This is a genomic window from Martinezella sp. CNPSo 3957 (genome assembly GCF_057784395.1).
Window position 1 is genome coordinate 126,965 of sequence record NZ_JBXSOU010000011.1, and the last position, 14,960, is coordinate 141,924.

Below are 14,960 nucleotides of genomic sequence, written 5' to 3' on the forward strand. Positions count from 1 at the left end.
CCCCGTCAGTCCGCCGCCTCCAGCCAAAGGTGCTTGATAGTCCGCGCCTCGCTCTTCGGCTTGTCGGCGAAGACCCAGCGAGCTCGCTCCAACGCTTCCTTGCGCCCCGTCTGTTGTCGGGAAATGATTGCTTCCAGCAGGCGGGCGTGATCATCGTTTCTTTCGAAGAGATGCGGCTCGCGGTCGGCGACATCAGCCAATATCGACATGTCGAGATAGCGGCCGAGCACGTCGACCAAGGCCTTGGCCTCCAGCTGCTTGGCATGCATGGCGGCCGGCCAGACATCGCGCAGCAGCATGTGATGCATCCAGTAATCCTGGCCGCGCTTGCGCAGATCGTGAAAGCTCTCGACGTGGGCCGCTTCCGCATGGCATTCGGACAGCGCCTGCATCGCCTTGCGGACATTCTTGCGCCAGCTTTTCTGAAAAAGACGCGCCGTGTCACGCCGGCCGCAGTCGAAGGATATTTCCTTCAACGCCTCACGTGCCTCCGCACATGCGGCGACTGCTGCCCGTGCCTTGTCTTCGAGATCTGTTTCGGCTTCCGCCATACGGTCACGTCTCGCGGTCAGCAGATCGCTCACGCGGGCCAGCGCGTGCAGTTCCTCCGCCGATGCAGCGGTTGCCTGCAGATAATGGCTGATCTCGATCAAGGCGGTTGCGTCGCGCACCCCGGAAAGTGTGAGCGCTACGTTCCGAAGCCGGTCATTTTCCCGCTGCTGAAATTGGTGCGCGATGGGAGCTATCAACCGGTAGAGCGCCCGCACGCGCTTGATATTCTTGCGGGCGGCGTGAACTGCTTCGTGCAGGCCCTGCGGCCTATCAGTCAGTACGGCCATTGCCTTGCCAAGTTGATGCGCCGCGGCCTTATGTACCTCGCCATCAAGAGCCCGGTCAGGCCGTATGCGATAGCTCATCATATTCCTGTTCGAACTGCGTCGCGAGAGCCTGGTTGGAATAGCGGTATTCGCCCGTCACCTCACGTCCGATCCAGTCCGGCAGTTCCGGATTGTCGCTTTCGTCGTCCATTTCCACTTCGGCAATGACGAGGCCGCGATGGGCGCCGCGGAAGACATCCACTTCCCAGGTAAAGCCCTTGAACTGCACCTTGTGGCGCGTCTTCTCGATGACGAGGCCGATCGCCGTTTCCAGCAGTTCCTCCGCCTCGTCGACGGGGATCTCATATTCGAATTCATCCCTGGTCATTGCCTTGCCGATCTTGATCGTCAAGGTTGCCTTGGTGTCGTTCGTCAGCCGTATGCGCACAGACCGGTCTGCCATGGAGGCAATATATCCCTGTCGCAGGATCAGCCGCTCCGAAACGGAATCACGCCAATGATCGCCGCGCACCAGAAACTTTCGCTCGATCTCTTTTGCCATGCGTTTGACATGCTCCACTGGCACAGACTGGAATAGCCTATAGCAAGTTGCCGGGATTTCCTACCCGTCGTATTTAAAGCGAGCTTTTGTCTCGACAAGCACCTTCGAGAAGGCTATTCGAAAGCCGGATTTCAATCGTTTTAAAGGGAGTGCACCGATCATGGGCGAGAAAACCGAGAAGCTTCTTTCCATCCTGAAACTGCAGCCCGTCGTTCCCGTGCTGATCGTCGACGATGCGAAATCGGCCGTGCCGCTCGCCCGGGCGCTCGTCGCCGGAGGCCTGAAGGCCATCGAGATCACGCTTCGCACCGCCGGCGCGCTCGACGCGATCCGCGCTGTCGCCGAAGAGGTCGAGGGTGCCGAAGTCGGCGCCGGTACGATCCTCAATGTCAGCCAGTGGGATGCTGCCGTCGAAGCCGGTTCCAAGTTCATCGTCAGCCCCGGCACGACGCAGGAATTGCTCGATGCTGCGCGCGGCTCGCATGTGCCGCTGCTGCCGGGAGCCGCAACGGCCAGCGAAGTCATGGCGCTGCGCGAAGAGGGCTATACGGTGCTCAAGTTCTTCCCGGCCGAGCAGGCCGGCGGTGCTTCCTATCTCAAGGCTCTGTCGTCGCCGCTCGCTGGCACGGTCTTCTGCCCGACCGGCGGCATCTCGCTGAAGAACGCCCATGACTACCTGTCGCTGCCAAACGTGATCTGTGTCGGCGGCTCCTGGGTTGCGCCGAAGGAGCTGGTGGCATCAGGCGACTGGGCCGGGATCACCAAGCTCGCCGCAGAGGCCGCAGCGCTCAAGGGCTGAGACCCGAGCCCATCGAATTCGATTTCAAAGGCACGTGGAGCTTTCCGCGCGCCTTTTTGCATGATGTGGATTGGTATTTGCGGTTGCGCTTCCTATCTCCCCTTCACCATCACAAGGACGGAGGACCATCCATATGATCGACGCCCGCAAGCTTCTTGACCAATTTCTGGGATCGCAGGTTCCAGGCGTGCAAGGAACTGTGAAAGACAGGGCCACTCAGGCCATCAATCTCGCCAGAGACAATCCCATGGCGACCAGCGCGATTGCCGGGGTGCTGTTGGGAACGAAGACTGGGCGTCAGATTGCGGGCAATGCGCTGACGCTTGGCGGACTCGCCGCTATCGCAGGCCTCGGCTATCAGGCTTACAAGAATTATCGGGATGGCAATCAGCCGCAGCCGGCGCCGCAATCGGCCCCGCAGGCCGAGCCGCAGTTCCTGCCGCCGCCGACAGATTCAGGTTTCAGCACGTCGCCGGCGATTGCCAGCAATGATTTTGCGCTTTCCCTGGTACGGGCCATGATCGCCGCCGCCCGCGCCGACGGCCATATCGACGATTCCGAACGCCAACGCATCCTCAGCAAAGTGCAGGAGGCCGGAGTCGGGTCCGAGGCGGAAGCCTTCTTCCAGCGCGAGCTTGCCAATCCCGTCGATCTCGACGCCATCGTCGCCTCCGCGAAGACGGAAGAGCAGCGCGTGCAGGTCTATACCGCGTCGCGACTGGCGATCGAGCCGGATTCGCGGGCCGAGCGCGGCTATCTCGATCTGCTGGCTGGAAGGCTCGGCCTAGCCGATGCTCTGGTCGATCATATCGAAGCGACGGTTGCGGGCGCCAAAGTTCAGCTCTGACTGATAGGGCCGGTTGCCTTTGCTCGGCAGCTGGCCTAAGCCTTGCCGGAACTCATGTCAGGGCGTCAAGGATGGCTACATTGACGGACAAGAAAAGCGAAACCCGCTCGGCGGCAATTGCAGCCGGCGTTATTCTGTTGGTCACGACAGCCGTGCTTTACCTGATGCCGAATGTCATCCTCTGGCTCGGCTCGATCTCGCCATGGCTCGGCACTGGTTTCGGCGTGCTCGTCATCCTGGCGTTTTTCTTCGTGTTCTGGCTTCGGGCGCGCCATCAGCGACGCAATCAACCATAAACTCCAAAGCAAGCTATCCTGAGTTCTTCCGGAAATCGCTCAGTTCTGCAGCGAGGCGCCGAGCAGGATGATGCCCGTGCAAATGACGAGCAGTGCGCCGAGAATCTCGATACCGTTGCTCACCCAAACCGAAAGTCTCGAGCCCTTGCCGGTGAAGCGGACGGCGGTGCCTTTCGCGAAGACGGCGATGATGGCGAGCAGCGAGACGGTGAGCGCCGTGCCGATGGACATGGCGAGGACCGATAGCAGACCGCCGAGATAGAGCCCGTTCAGCATCGAAAAGGTCATGACCAGCAATGCGCCCGAGCACGGGCGCAGGCAGACTGCGGCGATGGCGGACCAGGCTTCGCGAGCACTGAACTTTTCGTTCGACAACATCTTCGGATCGGGAAGATGGGCGTGGCCGCAGGTCTCGCAGTAAACGCCGTCGCCGGTCGTATGGGCGGGATCATAGCATTGATAGCCGCCGGCAGCGGGCATAGCGGCGCTGCTGCGCGCAAAACCTCTTGCCGAATCCGTGCCCGTTGCGGCTCCCTCGAACAGTGAGAGGCTGATTGGGCCGGCCGATGTCGCAAGCTGCATTTCCTGACGCTGCGCCCGGCTCTGCATCATCGCCCGCAGCTTGCGGAACAAGAGCCAGCTGCCGAACAGGATGACCATGATGAAGCTGGTGATCTCCATAGCATTGGTCGCCATCGTCATAGTGATGCCGGAACCGCGCAGGACGAAGTAGGCGGCGCCGACGACGAGGACGGCAACGAGCCCCTGAATGAGCGCGGAGACGAAGGAGATGCCGATGCCGCGTTTCAGCTCGATCTCATTGGCGACCATGTAGGAGGAAATCACCGCCTTGCCGTGGCCGGGGCCGGCGGCATGGAAGATGCCATAGGCGAAGGAGAGGCCGATCAGCGTCCAGAGCTGCCATGGGTCCTGGCGCATGGCTTCGATGGACTTGGTGAGCGCACGATAGAAAGCCTGCTGCTCGTAGTTCACATAGAGGAAGATCGGCGCAAGCGGCCCGCCCATCGGCTGGAAACTTGGCTCGGCCGTGCCAATGCCGAGCGGCGAGCCAGCGGCATGGGCAAAACTGGCTGCAGCCAGAAGGGCGACAGCTGCGGCCGGCACAAGCTTCCCTAACGTCGAAATCAGCATTGCACATCTATCCGCGTTGCGAAGAGCTTCGACATGGTCGTTCCCGTCGGATCGTTGAAGAAGGCATCCGTCAAGGTGGACTTGTTCTCGGCGATGACTTCATCCGGATTGGGCCGAACGACCTTATGCGTGCAGCTTTTGAAGGCGTCGCCCTCCGTCACCAATTCATTGTCGCTCGGGAAATCGATCGAGGTATAGAGCGTCGGGTCGTAGATGCCGAAGCTCAGCGTGTTGCCCTTGGTGAGCGGCATCGGCTCGGCCGGCTTGACGGCGAAGAACATCAGGAGCTGGCCGTCGCGGAAGTCGACATTGATGACATCGGGCTTGTTCACCTTGATCACTTTGCCGTTGAGCGTCAGGTTCGCATAATAATCGTAGTCCGCCAGAGACTCGCGCACCGTCTTGCCAACCTCTTTCAGTTCGTCGGGATCGAGTTTCAGGTTGGTGTTCTTGTCGAAATCCATGAGGACGGAGGAGGAGAACACTTCGTCGAACCGCCAGACGTTGCGCAGTTCGTGCACATTGCCATCCGCGCCGGCGAGCACTTCCAGACGGGCTTCCACGAAAATATGCGGATGCGCCGACGCTGCGGCCGGCGCAAGCAACAGGCCGCCGGTGAGGGCAACAGCGTAGGCGGTCGTGGATTTTCTCATGCGTCCGATAGATTTCGCGAGCATTGATTCACTTCGTTTTCTGGTCAGGAAATGAGACGGAATTGGGACCGGCCAAGCAACCTTGGCCCGTTCAGCCGTTCTTGCGGAACCAATTGTGCAGGTAGTCCACAAAGATGCGCACCTTTGCCGGGAGGTAGCGGCGATGCGGATAGACGGCATAAATGCCGCGATCGGTCGGAAGGTAATCGTTGAACAGTGTCAGCAACTCTCCGCTTTCGATCGCCTTGCGTCCGATGAAATCCGGGACGATGGCGACGCCGAGATCGGCGAGCGCCGCACGCAGCGTCGCATGCGGGCTGTTGACCTCGAGCGTGCCGTTGATCGCGACGTTGAAGGTCGTGCTGTCGGCATCCACGAAGCGGATGTTGCCCTGCGAGCGGGTGTTGGTATCGATGATGAAGGGAATGCGCGCAAGATCGGTCGGATGTTCGAGCGTCGGATAGCGATCGAGGAACGCTTGCGTTGCGCAGAGATGGACGCGGAAATCGGAAATCTTGCGGGCAATCATGCCGGAGTCTTCGAGCTTGGTGATGCGGACGGCGACATCGAAGCCTTCCTCGATGAGATCGACGAAACGGTCGTCGGCGGCGATTTCCAGCGAGAGATCGGGATTCTCCTTGGCAAAGTCGATCAGCGACTGCCCGACATCGGCGTCGACGAAGGTGCGCGGCACGGAAACACGCAGCCGACCTTTAAGCTGCTGGTTATTCTCGCGCACGAGATCGGCAAGATTGTCGATCTCCTTCAGGATATCGGAGGCGGTGCGATAATAGGTATGACCGGCCTCTGTCATGGAGAACTGACGCGTGGTGCGGTTCAAGAGCAGCGCGCCCAGCTCGTCTTCCAGTTCGCGAACATATTTCGACAAGAGCGCCTTGGAGCGGCCGGTCTTCCGCGCAGCTGCCGAAAATCCTTCGGCTTCGACCACGTCGATAAAGGCGCGAATCCGGGTCAAAGTGTCCATGGTGAAGCCTCCCGCTAACTGTTTCCGGATGTTGAACAAAATGCTTTGATTTGTTCAATTATTTTTTTCGGGCATGGCTGAAAAAAATTCTTGATTATTACCGCGAATGTTCCTATTTCCCGATCAGCCCAAAGTCGCACGTGCCCGTGGGTGTCCGCCGATCCTCGATGTGGTGAGAAAATCGGTAAGGTACCTGGAACTAACCCCTCCAGTCGCTATTTCGGCCAACCGAAAAATGCGAGGACATCTGAAGCAACGACGGTGCGGGCCTTTTTGTTCTCTCCCGGCTTTCCATCAGCCGGGGATACTGAAGAGGCACACCTTCATTGCCGGAAGTGCGGTTGGGATATTCCCTCCAATCCATGGCAGACAAAGCGAATTAGCGCCGCTTGCGGCACTCGTTCATCATCCGCGCTTCGCGCATTTGCACGGTACCGGGGTCTCCACCGGCTGGTTCCTGAGCGAGTGAGCGTCGCCCTTTGTCCTCTGGGTTTTCCCCGGAGCCTTTGGAATTGAAAGGGAATTGACATGACCACGCAACGTATTCGCGATTTCCTCGCTACCCGACGTCCGGACGGTCCTTGCCTGGTGGTCGATCTCGACGTCGTCCGCGACAATTTTCACGCCTTCCGTCATGCCATGCCGGACAGCGCCATCTATTATGCCGTCAAGGCCAACCCGGCTCCGGAAGTGCTGCGTCTGCTCGCAAGCCTCGGCTCCAACTTCGATTGCGCGTCCGTCGCTGAAATCGAAATGGCGCTCGATGCCGGCGCGACCGCGGCTCGTATTTCCTTCGGTAACACCATCAAGAAGGAGCGCGATATCGCCCGTGCGCATGCGCTCGGTATCAACCTCTTTGCCGTCGACAGCCATGAGGAAGTCGAGAAGATTTCCCGTGCCGCGCCCGGCGCCCGCGTGTTCTGCCGCGTCCTGACCGATGGCGAAGGTGCCGAATGGCCGCTGTCGCGCAAGTTCGGCTGCGTTCCGCAGATGGCCGTCGACGTTCTCGTCTATGCCCATCAGCTGGGTCTGGAATCCTATGGCGTGTCTTTCCACGTCGGCTCGCAGATGACCAAGGTCGACGCCTGGGACGATGCTCTGGCCGATGCCAAGCGCGTTTTCGTCTCGCTCGCCAAGCAGGGCATTCACCTGCAGATGGTCAACATGGGCGGTGGTTTCCCGACCAAGTACCTGCGCGACGTTCCGTCGGCCGAAGCCTATGGCAAGGCGATCTTTGCGTCTCTGCGCGCCCATTTCGGCAACCAGATCCCGCACACGATCATCGAGCCGGGCCGTGGCATGGTCGGCAATGCCGGCGTGATCAAGGCTGAAGTCGTCCTGATTTCGAAGAAGTCGGACAACGATGCCGCTCGCTGGGTTTTCCTCGACATCGGTAAGTTCGGCGGTCTCGCCGAAACCATGGACGAGGCGATCCGCTACCCGATCCGCACCACGCGCGACGGCGACGAAATGGAGCCTTGCGTCATTGCCGGTCCGACCTGCGATTCGGCCGACGTGCTCTATGAGAAGAACCTCTATCCGCTACCAGTGTCGCTCACCATCGGCGACGAGGTCCTGATCGAAGGCACCGGCGCCTACACCACGACCTACTCGGCTGTGGCGTTCAACGGTTTCGATCCGCTGAAGGCCTACATTATCTAAGGTCCCTAAGGGTCTAAAGTTCGATAAAGCCGCCCCCGTAGCCAGCCGGGGCGGCACCCTTACAATAGTCTGTCACCGCCGCTGATAACGGTATTGGGCACGGGAGGCCAAGATGGCCGCTGTTCTTGATTCTGTCCGCGCATTCTTTGCGCCGTCCACATTCACTCTCGACCTGGAAAATGCAGGCGATGTCGTTGCGCGCGAAAACCTGCTGGATCGCGCCATGGGTCCCGGCCGCCGCAAGAAGTCGTCGGAAAAGCTGCGCCAGGGCCGCGTGCCGGCTGAGGGCCTGGCACTGGTCGCGCGCGATCGTGCCGGTCATGTCGTTGGCACGGTCCGCTTGTGGAACGTCGAAGCCGGCGTCGATCGCGAAACCCGTCCCGTCGATGCGCTGCTGCTCGGCCCGCTGGCGGTCGATCCTGCCTATGAAGGCAAGGGCATGGGCTCGGCGCTGATGCGCGCAGCCATCATGGAAGCCAAGAAGCGCGGTCACGGCGCGATCCTGCTCGTCGGCGATGCGCCTTACTACGAGCGTTTCGGCTTCTTTGCCGCAAAGACCCGCCATCTCGTCATGCCTGGCCCATTCCAGCGCGAGCGCTTCCTTGCTCTCGAGCTCAAGCAAGGCTGGCTCGATAGTGCCGCGGGCATGATCGTCGCCAGCGGCCGCAAACTCGCACAGCCGCCGATATCAAAGGCTGCGTAAACGCACGAACAGCTTTGAGGTTTTCATACGTCTTCGCCCATCCGGGCGGAGGCGTTCCTAATTGGCGGCCTTTATGCCATCCTTCGCCGGGTCGTAGCCATCCGTCAGCGTCTTCAGAAAGGCAACGACATCGGCGATCTCGGCATCGTTCAGGGCAGGGGCATCGCCGAGCTTGCGGTTCATCGGCGCGTCGATGACATCGATATTGGCCTGATACCGCGCCGGCAGATCATCATATTTCAGCACCTTGCCGCTTGCATCCTTCGGATAGATTTCCTCCGGATTGGTATCGCGCTTGACGTAGAAGCGGGTGACATCCTCCAGTGTGCGGTAGACGCCATTGTGGAAGAAAACGTGGCGGGCAGCGACATTGCGCAGCGTCGGTGTTTTGAACAGCCCGCAATTCTGTTGCTGGGCGGAATAGGTGTCGTTGCGCAACGGACCGCAAATCCCGGTGTCGTAGTAGCGCGCATCGGTATTGGCCGGAATCGTCGGATTGCGCGGTGCGCCGAGCGCCTCGAATTCGAAATCGGTCAAGTTGGGCATCTGCCCATCGCCGGTCATCTTGTCGAGATGGCAGGAGGCGCAGTTGCCCTTGCTCGCGTCGTCGAAGAGCTTCAGACCCCGCGCCTCAGCATCCGTCAGCACCGCCTTGCCGCGCAGATAGTAGTCATACTTGCTGGTATAGGGGTGGAAGGAGCGATCCTCGATCTGGTAGCGGGCAAGCGCGAAGCCGATCTCGGAGATCGTCATGTCCTGATCGTTGAGGATATTGTCGCCGAAGAGCGCCGAAATATCCTTGCCGTATCCCTTCTTCAGCTTGGTATAGACGGTGGCCGCATCGGCATTCGCCATTTCGAAGGGCGAGATCATCGGCTGCAGGGCCTGTTCCTCCAGCGAATCGACCCGCCCATCCCAGAACATGCCACCCTGCGGCACGAGATTGGCCGCTGCTGCATCGGCTTTGACGACGGCCTGTGCCGCCAGCGGACTGGTGACGGCGGGGGCGTTGGCTAGCGCCACGCCCGATGCTTCGGTCATCGGCGAGGCTTCCGCGGCCTCGTCGGTGGCACTTTCCTCGCCGATCGAGAAGGATGGGGTCGAGATCTTGTAGGCGAGGCTGGGCACGGCGCGGATGCCGGGCTGGTCAAGCTGCAAGCCGCCGAGCTGCACGGCAAGACCGTTGGCCGGCGCATAGTGGTTGGCCGGATCGTGGCACGTGGCGCAAGACATCTGGCCGCCGCCCGAGAGCGAGGGATCGAAGAACAGCTTTTTGCCGAGCTGCGCCACCGCGCTGAGCGGTGCCTGATCGTCATAGTCGTCGGTTGCCGAAGCACGGGCCGCCGGTTCGCTTGCCATGCCGACAGCCGCACCCGCGAGCGAGAGGCCCGCAAGTGCGAGGAGCGGCAGGAGACGGCGGTTGATCGAGGGCATTTCCGTCTCCCTGATAGTCTTAAGATGCCTGGTTGCCGGTCTTCGGATCGAGGATCAGCTTCTGCGCGTCACCCTTGGACCAGTCGAACATGGTGTTCAGCGAGCCCGAGAGCACATCGAAGGAGCCACCACCGAGGCGGGCACCCGCCATCCAGTTATCCTCGATGAAGCGCATGACGGAGGTCTGGTCCGTCAGCGTGTGATCCACGAAGTTGACCTTGGCATAGGGCGAGATGACGAGCAGCGGCTGGCGGGTGCCATAGCCGCAGCGCCCCTGGGCCGGCTGGCCGTCGACGCCTGGCATCGGCGTACCGGTGGAGCAGCCGTCGCCGCTCAGCACGTCATAGCCCTTGACGGGGATTTTCGACGGATTGACGACAGCATGGGCATGGTCATACCAGCCATCGGAATCGTCGTAGAGGATAATGATGGCGGTGTCCTTCCAATCCGGCGAATTCTGAACGGTGTTGACCACCTCAGTTACGAATTCCTGTTCGTCGAGTGGGTCGGAATATCCGGCATGGCCGTCCTGATAGGCGGGCGCCTTCAGGAAGCTGATCGTGGGCATATTGCCGTTCTTCAGGGCCGCATAGAAGTCGTTCATGTCGTACTGATGGTTTGCTGCATCCGTCGTGCCGATCGCCGCCACAGAAGAGGGGCGCGCATGCGTCGGGTTGGCAGTCGAGGCATAATATTGGAACGGCTGGTGATGCGGAATGTAGTCGGTGTAATTGACCTTGGTGACGGTCGACGTGGTCGCGCGTTTGCAACCCGTCGTGCCGTCCGGGTTGGTTAGCGAAAGGTCGAAGCCGCCTTCGAAGAAGCCCCAGGTGATCTTGTGCTCGTTCAGCATGTCGCCAATGTTCTTGCCATACATCAGTGCCGTCTGGCCGACCGAGCAGACATCGCCGGTGGGATCGAAGTCGCTGATCGCGGTCCAGCCGCCGTTGCCGTCAGGCACGATGCGGCCCTTGGAATAGGTACCATCGCTTTCCAGCGTGTAGCCGGGTGGCAGAATGGCACCGTTGGTTTGGCCGGAAATCAGGTTCAGCGCGCCGGGGGTCGAGGGGCCGAAATTGGTGGAGAAGGAATTGTCGTTCAGCGCATAGTGCTGGGCGTAGTTCCAAAGGGCGGTGACGGTGTTGCCGTCATAATAGCCCATGACCTGCCCCTTGGTGCCGAATGCGCCGGCAGCCCCCTTGGTGCCACGGCCGGTATTGGCCGGGAAAAGGTCCATGGCGAAGTTATTGTAGGCGGCCTGTTCGGCGGTATAGCCATGGTTCTGCGACTGGGTTGCCGCCTGCGTGCGGTCGAGCCGGAAAGGGGCTGCGGCATCGGCACCGTTTGCCGTGTTGGTCTTGTTCGGGTTGTTGTCGAGAAGGCCGGCATTGGCGAGCGTATTGATATCCGTCGGCGTGTTGTCGGCCGCCTTGAACGCCGGTTCGCCATCGACATTCGCGGCCTTGGGGTAGGTCGCGAAATAATGGTCGAAGGAGACGTTTTCCTGGAAGATCACGACAAGATGCTTGATGGGGGTCGCGGTATTCGGTGCCGGGCTTACGTCAGCGGCACCGGCGGTGGAACAGAGCAAAATAAGGCCAAGCGCGCTGCCGGTTGTAAGCGCGCGCCGTGAAAGACTGGTCATCGTCATATCCTCTTCGGGTGGGGGCATTGCTCCGGCGAATTTGCGCCACGCCGGGCATAGAGAACCCTTCCGAGCTATCAACGGAGGATGACAATTCCATGAAGGGTGCGGGCAAGCGATTCCGCCGCTGATATGGCATCTCCGGTAAGCACTTGATTCTGCTATACTGGATGCAGAACGCTACCAGACGCCTGTGCGGAGCGTTTACGGTGCTACCTTATGTCACGGACTGCCAGCGGGGTGTTTCCTCACCCGCCCTCGTGCTTCGAGACGGCCCTTCGGGGCCTCCTCGGCATGAGGGCTGATCTTGCGTGCCTCGCCATGGAGCCTGCTTCACCGCATGGTGAGGTGCAGCGCCGTTAAGCGCCGCGAAAACGGCGATGCCTCGAACCACGAGGTGGCCACGCTCCTTCATTCAGGTGAAATCAGATATTCTGATCCATCGTCTCGGCAGGGATCTCGTCGGCGCGATGGATGCGCACGACCACCGCCGGGACGCCGGCGACAGTGCAATGGGGCGGCACGGGTTTGACCACGACGCTGCCCGCGGCAACCTTGCTGAAGGCACCGACTTCGATGTTGCCGAGGATCTTGGCGCCGGCGCCGATCATCACGCCGTGGCGGATTTTCGGGTGACGGTCGCCGCTCTCTTTGCCGGTGCCGCCAAGCGTGACGTTTTGCAGGATCGACACCTCATCCTCGATGACGGCGGTCTCACCGATGACGATACCGGAGCCGTGGTCGAGCATGATCGAGGTGCCGATCTTCGCGGCCGGATGGATATCCGGGCCGAAGACGAGCGAAACGAGGTTGGCGAGCCAGCTTGCGATTTCCTTGCGGCCCTCCGTCCAGAGCGCATGGGCGATGCGGTGTGTCTGCAGGGCATGGAAGCCCTTCAGGTTCAGAAGCGCATGCAGATAGGTGGTGCAGGCGGGGTCGCGGGTCCGCACGGCAACGAGATCCGCTTCGGTCGCCTGCAGGATGGCGGGATATCGCCTCAGTACGTCGGACAGCAGCGAAAGCATGTCGCCATGCTCGATCCTGACAACGCAGAGGCGTGCCGCCAGTACGTTGGCAAGGCTTTCAGCATCAGAGATTCCGCCAAGCAATTGCGCCTGCAGCAGAGGAGCGAGCGTCGGCTCGCGCGCAGCAAGCTCGGCGGCTTCGCAGCGGATCACGTCCCAGACGTTTTCGGCTAGGGCAGGAGAATTTTCGGCGATTGCCGTTCCTGGCTGGGGCATGATCCTATCTTTCTGCATCTCAATGTTTTCACGCAACTCCGGACGGAAAACCGCTGCACACTGTTCCTGGAATTGCTTTAACCGGAGATGTCCACAACGCCGCAGTCGCCGGCTTCGGAGGCGAAGGCGAGCAGCTTGCCGGACTTGCTCCAACTCATCGATGTGATCGCACCCTTGCCGGGCCGGCGCAAGAGCGCTTCCTTTGCGTCGCCGATGCGGACCGCCAAGATCATGCCGTCGATGAAGCCGATGGCGAGAATATCCTCAACGGGATGAAACTTTACCGAGGTCGCCATGATGTTGGCGCGCGTGCCGAGCTCCAGCGGCGCCTTGCCCATCGGGCCATCCTTGCCCTGGAAGGGCCAGACGATCGCGGCCGGTGCGCCCGACGAGGCGAGCCACTTGCCCTTGTTTGACCAGGAGAGCGACTTCACCTTGGCGGGATAGCCGGTCATGCGCATGTGCCGGGCTTCGGCACCCGGCTTCGCATCCATCTTCCAGCCGTGCAGGGCATTTTCCTGCATGGTGGTGACGATGAACTGACCATCCGGCGAGAAGGTGACGCTGGTATGGGCGCCTTTCCATTCGAGATTGACCGGCGGCGCGCTCATGCCCACCCAGTGCAGCGACACGCCGTTGTAGCGGGCGACGGCGATCCGCAGGCCCTTGGGCGCGAAGGCGATGCCTTCGACGGTGCGTTCTTCCGGGAACTCTTTCGTCGTCCCGTCGGAGAGCCGTACGAAAGTGCTCTTGCCATAGGAATAGGCGACGGCACCCTGCGGGCCGGCTGCAAGCTGGCTGATCCATTTGCGCGGCGCTTCGGCCAGCACCGTCGTGCTGCCGTCCGCAGCAATCCGGAGAACCTTGCCGTCCTCACCGCCCGAAATCAGGCTCTCGCCATGGGGGTCGCGGATGCAGGTCAGCATCCCATGATGAGCTTCGGTGATCTTCTCCCCGCCTTCGAGGCGGTGGATCGCGCCGGCGGCGCTGGCGAAGAAGGGGGTATCACCTAAAAATTCGACGGCCAGAACGTGGCCGTCGATATCAAGCGGAGCAACAGTCGGCATCAGGCAGACGCCTCGCACGCCTTGAAGCTGGCTTCCAGCTTTTCGCGGTCGAGCTCGCGGCCGATGAACACCAGGCGGCTTTCATGCTTCTCGCCGTCTTTCCAGGGGCGCTGATGATCGCCTTCGATGATCATGTGCACGCCCTGGACGACGTAGCGTTCCGGATCGTCCTTGAAGGCGATGATGCCCTTGAGGCGGAGGATATTCGGGCCTTGCGTCTGCGTGACCTTCTGGATCCAGGGGAAGAAGCGTTCGGCATTCATCTCGCCGCCGCGCAACGAAACCGACTGCACGGTGACGTCGTGGATCGGCGAAGGCGCGTGGTGGTGGTGATGGTCGTGATCGTGATCATGGTGGTGATGGTCATGATCATGATCATGATGGTGGTGGTGATCATGATCGCAATCCGGGCCGCAGACATGATCCTCATGGCCGTGCTCGAGGAAATGCGGGTCGTTCTCGAGCGCGCGTTCCAGGTTGAAGGCGCCCTGGTTCAGCACGCGGGCAAGATCGACGCCGGAGCGGGTCGTCTTGTAGACGCGGGCGGCCGGGTTGATCGCGTGGACGATATCCTCGATCTGGGCCAGCTCTTCCGGCGTTACGAGATCCGACTTGTTGATGACGACGACGTCGGCAAAGGCGATCTGGTCTTCGGCTTCGCGGCTGTCCTTCAGTCGCAGCGGCAGGTGCTTGGCGTCGACGAGCGCGACGACGGCGTCGAGTTCGGTCTTGGCGCGAACATCGTCGTCCATGAAGAAGGTCTGTGCGACCGGAACCGGATCGGCAAGGCCGGTGGTTTCGACGATGATGCCGTCAAAGCGGCCGGGACGGCGCATCAGGCCTTCGACGACGCGGATCAGGTCGCCGCGAACGGTGCAGCAGACGCAGCCGTTGTTCATTTCGTAGATTTCTTCGTCCGACTCGACGATCAGGTCGTTGTCGATGCCGATCTCGCCGAACTCGTTGACGATCACGGCGTATTTCTTGCCGTGGTTTTCGGAGAGGATGCGGTTCAACAGCGTCGTCTTGCCGGCGCCGAGATAGCCGGTGAGAACGGTGACGGGAACGGGCTTTTGCGTGGCTGTTTCGGTCATGG

At 61.0% G+C, this 14,960-nt stretch carries 15 protein-coding genes; 5 read left to right on the forward strand and 10 right to left on the reverse strand.

Features of this window, described 5'->3' with window-relative positions; genetic code table 11:
• Positions 1 to 5: 5 nt before the first annotated feature.
• Positions 6 to 917 (reverse strand): CHAD domain-containing protein, encoded by a 912-nt coding sequence (locus AC13QE_RS23490; RefSeq protein ID WP_488485480.1) that lies wholly within the window; start codon positions 915 to 917, stop codon positions 6 to 8.
• Positions 895 to 1,380, reverse strand: coding sequence for a CYTH domain-containing protein (locus AC13QE_RS23495; protein ID WP_015341155.1), 486 nt, complete (start codon positions 1,378 to 1,380; stop codon positions 895 to 897). Before AC13QE_RS23495 ends, AC13QE_RS23490 begins: the two co-directional genes overlap by 23 nt.
• A gap of 160 nt (positions 1,381 to 1,540) precedes the next feature.
• Here AC13QE_RS23495 and AC13QE_RS23500 point away from each other — a divergent pair, with 160 nt between their 5' ends.
• The 3 genes from AC13QE_RS23500 (at position 1,541) to AC13QE_RS23510 (ending at position 3,322) form a co-directional block, all read left to right on the forward strand.
• On the forward strand, positions 1,541 to 2,179 hold the full coding sequence (locus AC13QE_RS23500) for a 2-dehydro-3-deoxy-phosphogluconate aldolase (RefSeq protein WP_015341154.1): 639 nt from the start codon (positions 1,541 to 1,543) through the stop codon (positions 2,177 to 2,179).
• Positions 2,180 to 2,312: 133 nt separating this feature from the next.
• Positions 2,313 to 3,026: a tellurite resistance TerB family protein gene (locus AC13QE_RS23505; protein WP_488485481.1), complete on the forward strand. Its 714-nt coding sequence runs from the start codon at positions 2,313 to 2,315 to the stop codon at positions 3,024 to 3,026.
• A gap of 80 nt (positions 3,027 to 3,106) precedes the next feature.
• The gene (locus tag AC13QE_RS23510) at positions 3,107 to 3,322 is read left to right on the forward strand and encodes a hypothetical protein (RefSeq protein WP_488485482.1); all 216 of its coding nucleotides are present in this window, start codon (positions 3,107 to 3,109) and stop codon (positions 3,320 to 3,322) included.
• A 39-nt stretch (positions 3,323 to 3,361) separates the two neighbouring features.
• Here AC13QE_RS23510 and AC13QE_RS23515 read toward each other — a convergent pair whose 3' ends face one another.
• From AC13QE_RS23515 to AC13QE_RS23525, 3 genes are all read right to left on the reverse strand, one after another.
• Positions 3,362 to 4,474 (reverse strand): nickel/cobalt transporter, encoded by a 1,113-nt coding sequence (locus tag AC13QE_RS23515; RefSeq protein WP_488485483.1) that lies wholly within the window; start codon positions 4,472 to 4,474, stop codon positions 3,362 to 3,364.
• A complete protein-coding gene (locus AC13QE_RS23520) occupies positions 4,468 to 5,127 on the reverse strand; it encodes a DUF1007 family protein (protein ID WP_488485484.1) in 660 nt (219 codons plus the stop codon). The genes AC13QE_RS23515 and AC13QE_RS23520 overlap by 7 nt, the downstream gene beginning before the upstream one ends.
• Before the next feature lie 91 nt (positions 5,128 to 5,218).
• Positions 5,219 to 6,112, reverse strand: coding sequence for a LysR family transcriptional regulator (locus AC13QE_RS23525; protein WP_132717580.1), 894 nt, complete (start codon positions 6,110 to 6,112; stop codon positions 5,219 to 5,221).
• A gap of 528 nt (positions 6,113 to 6,640) precedes the next feature.
• Here AC13QE_RS23525 and odc2 point away from each other — a divergent pair.
• The gene (gene odc2, locus AC13QE_RS23530) at positions 6,641 to 7,774 is read left to right on the forward strand and encodes an ornithine/lysine decarboxylase (RefSeq protein ID WP_112335175.1); all 1,134 of its coding nucleotides are present in this window, start codon (positions 6,641 to 6,643) and stop codon (positions 7,772 to 7,774) included.
• Between the two features lie 112 nt (positions 7,775 to 7,886).
• Complete coding sequence (locus tag AC13QE_RS23535) at positions 7,887 to 8,477, forward strand: GNAT family N-acetyltransferase (RefSeq protein WP_488485485.1); 591 nt, start codon at positions 7,887 to 7,889, stop codon at positions 8,475 to 8,477.
• A gap of 57 nt (positions 8,478 to 8,534) precedes the next feature.
• Here AC13QE_RS23535 and AC13QE_RS23540 read toward each other — a convergent pair whose 3' ends face one another.
• The 5 genes from AC13QE_RS23540 to AC13QE_RS23560 form a co-directional block, all read right to left on the reverse strand.
• A complete protein-coding gene (locus AC13QE_RS23540) occupies positions 8,535 to 9,911 on the reverse strand; it encodes a cytochrome-c peroxidase (protein WP_488485486.1) in 1,377 nt (458 codons plus the stop codon).
• Between the two features lie 19 nt (positions 9,912 to 9,930).
• Positions 9,931 to 11,556 carry a phospholipase C gene (locus AC13QE_RS23545; RefSeq protein ID WP_488485487.1) on the reverse strand — a complete coding sequence of 542 codons (1,626 nt, stop codon included), beginning with the start codon at positions 11,554 to 11,556 and terminating at the stop codon, positions 9,931 to 9,933.
• A gap of 425 nt (positions 11,557 to 11,981) precedes the next feature.
• Positions 11,982 to 12,797, reverse strand: coding sequence for a serine O-acetyltransferase (gene cysE, locus AC13QE_RS23550; protein ID WP_488485488.1), 816 nt, complete (start codon positions 12,795 to 12,797; stop codon positions 11,982 to 11,984).
• Between the two features lie 77 nt (positions 12,798 to 12,874).
• Positions 12,875 to 13,864 carry a WD40 repeat domain-containing protein gene (locus AC13QE_RS23555; protein WP_488485489.1) on the reverse strand — a complete coding sequence of 330 codons (990 nt, stop codon included), beginning with the start codon at positions 13,862 to 13,864 and terminating at the stop codon, positions 12,875 to 12,877.
• The gene (locus AC13QE_RS23560; RefSeq protein WP_112335171.1) at positions 13,864 to 14,958 is read right to left on the reverse strand and encodes a CobW family GTP-binding protein; all 1,095 of its coding nucleotides are present in this window, start codon (positions 14,956 to 14,958) and stop codon (positions 13,864 to 13,866) included. Before AC13QE_RS23560 ends, AC13QE_RS23555 begins: the two co-directional genes overlap by 1 nt.
• Positions 14,959 to 14,960: the final 2 nt, after the last annotated feature.

Coding starts and splice junctions, on each gene's coding strand:
- AC13QE_RS23515 (WP_488485483.1), bottom strand. CDS start 4,474: ATGCTGATTTCGACGTTAGGGAAGCTTGTGCCGGCCGCAGCTGTCGCC.
- AC13QE_RS23555 (WP_488485489.1), bottom strand. CDS start 13,864: ATGCCGACTGTTGCTCCGCTTGATATCGACGGCCACGTTCTGGCCGTC.
- AC13QE_RS23525 (WP_132717580.1), bottom strand. CDS start 6,112: ATGGACACTTTGACCCGGATTCGCGCCTTTATCGACGTGGTCGAAGCC.
- AC13QE_RS23520 (WP_488485484.1), bottom strand. CDS start 5,127: ATGAGAAAATCCACGACCGCCTACGCTGTTGCCCTCACCGGCGGCCTG.
- cysE (WP_488485488.1), bottom strand. CDS start 12,797: ATGCCCCAGCCAGGAACGGCAATCGCCGAAAATTCTCCTGCCCTAGCC.
- AC13QE_RS23545 (WP_488485487.1), bottom strand. CDS start 11,556: ATGACCAGTCTTTCACGGCGCGCGCTTACAACCGGCAGCGCGCTTGGC.
- AC13QE_RS23560 (WP_112335171.1), bottom strand. CDS start 14,958: ATGACCGAAACAGCCACGCAAAAGCCCGTTCCCGTCACCGTTCTCACC.
- odc2 (WP_112335175.1), top strand. CDS start 6,641: ATGACCACGCAACGTATTCGCGATTTCCTCGCTACCCGACGTCCGGAC.
- AC13QE_RS23535 (WP_488485485.1), top strand. CDS start 7,887: ATGGCCGCTGTTCTTGATTCTGTCCGCGCATTCTTTGCGCCGTCCACA.
- AC13QE_RS23540 (WP_488485486.1), bottom strand. CDS start 9,911: ATGCCCTCGATCAACCGCCGTCTCCTGCCGCTCCTCGCACTTGCGGGC.
- AC13QE_RS23495 (WP_015341155.1), bottom strand. CDS start 1,380: ATGGCAAAAGAGATCGAGCGAAAGTTTCTGGTGCGCGGCGATCATTGG.
- AC13QE_RS23505 (WP_488485481.1), top strand. CDS start 2,313: ATGATCGACGCCCGCAAGCTTCTTGACCAATTTCTGGGATCGCAGGTT.
- AC13QE_RS23490 (WP_488485480.1), bottom strand. CDS start 917: ATGAGCTATCGCATACGGCCTGACCGGGCTCTTGATGGCGAGGTACAT.
- AC13QE_RS23500 (WP_015341154.1), top strand. CDS start 1,541: ATGGGCGAGAAAACCGAGAAGCTTCTTTCCATCCTGAAACTGCAGCCC.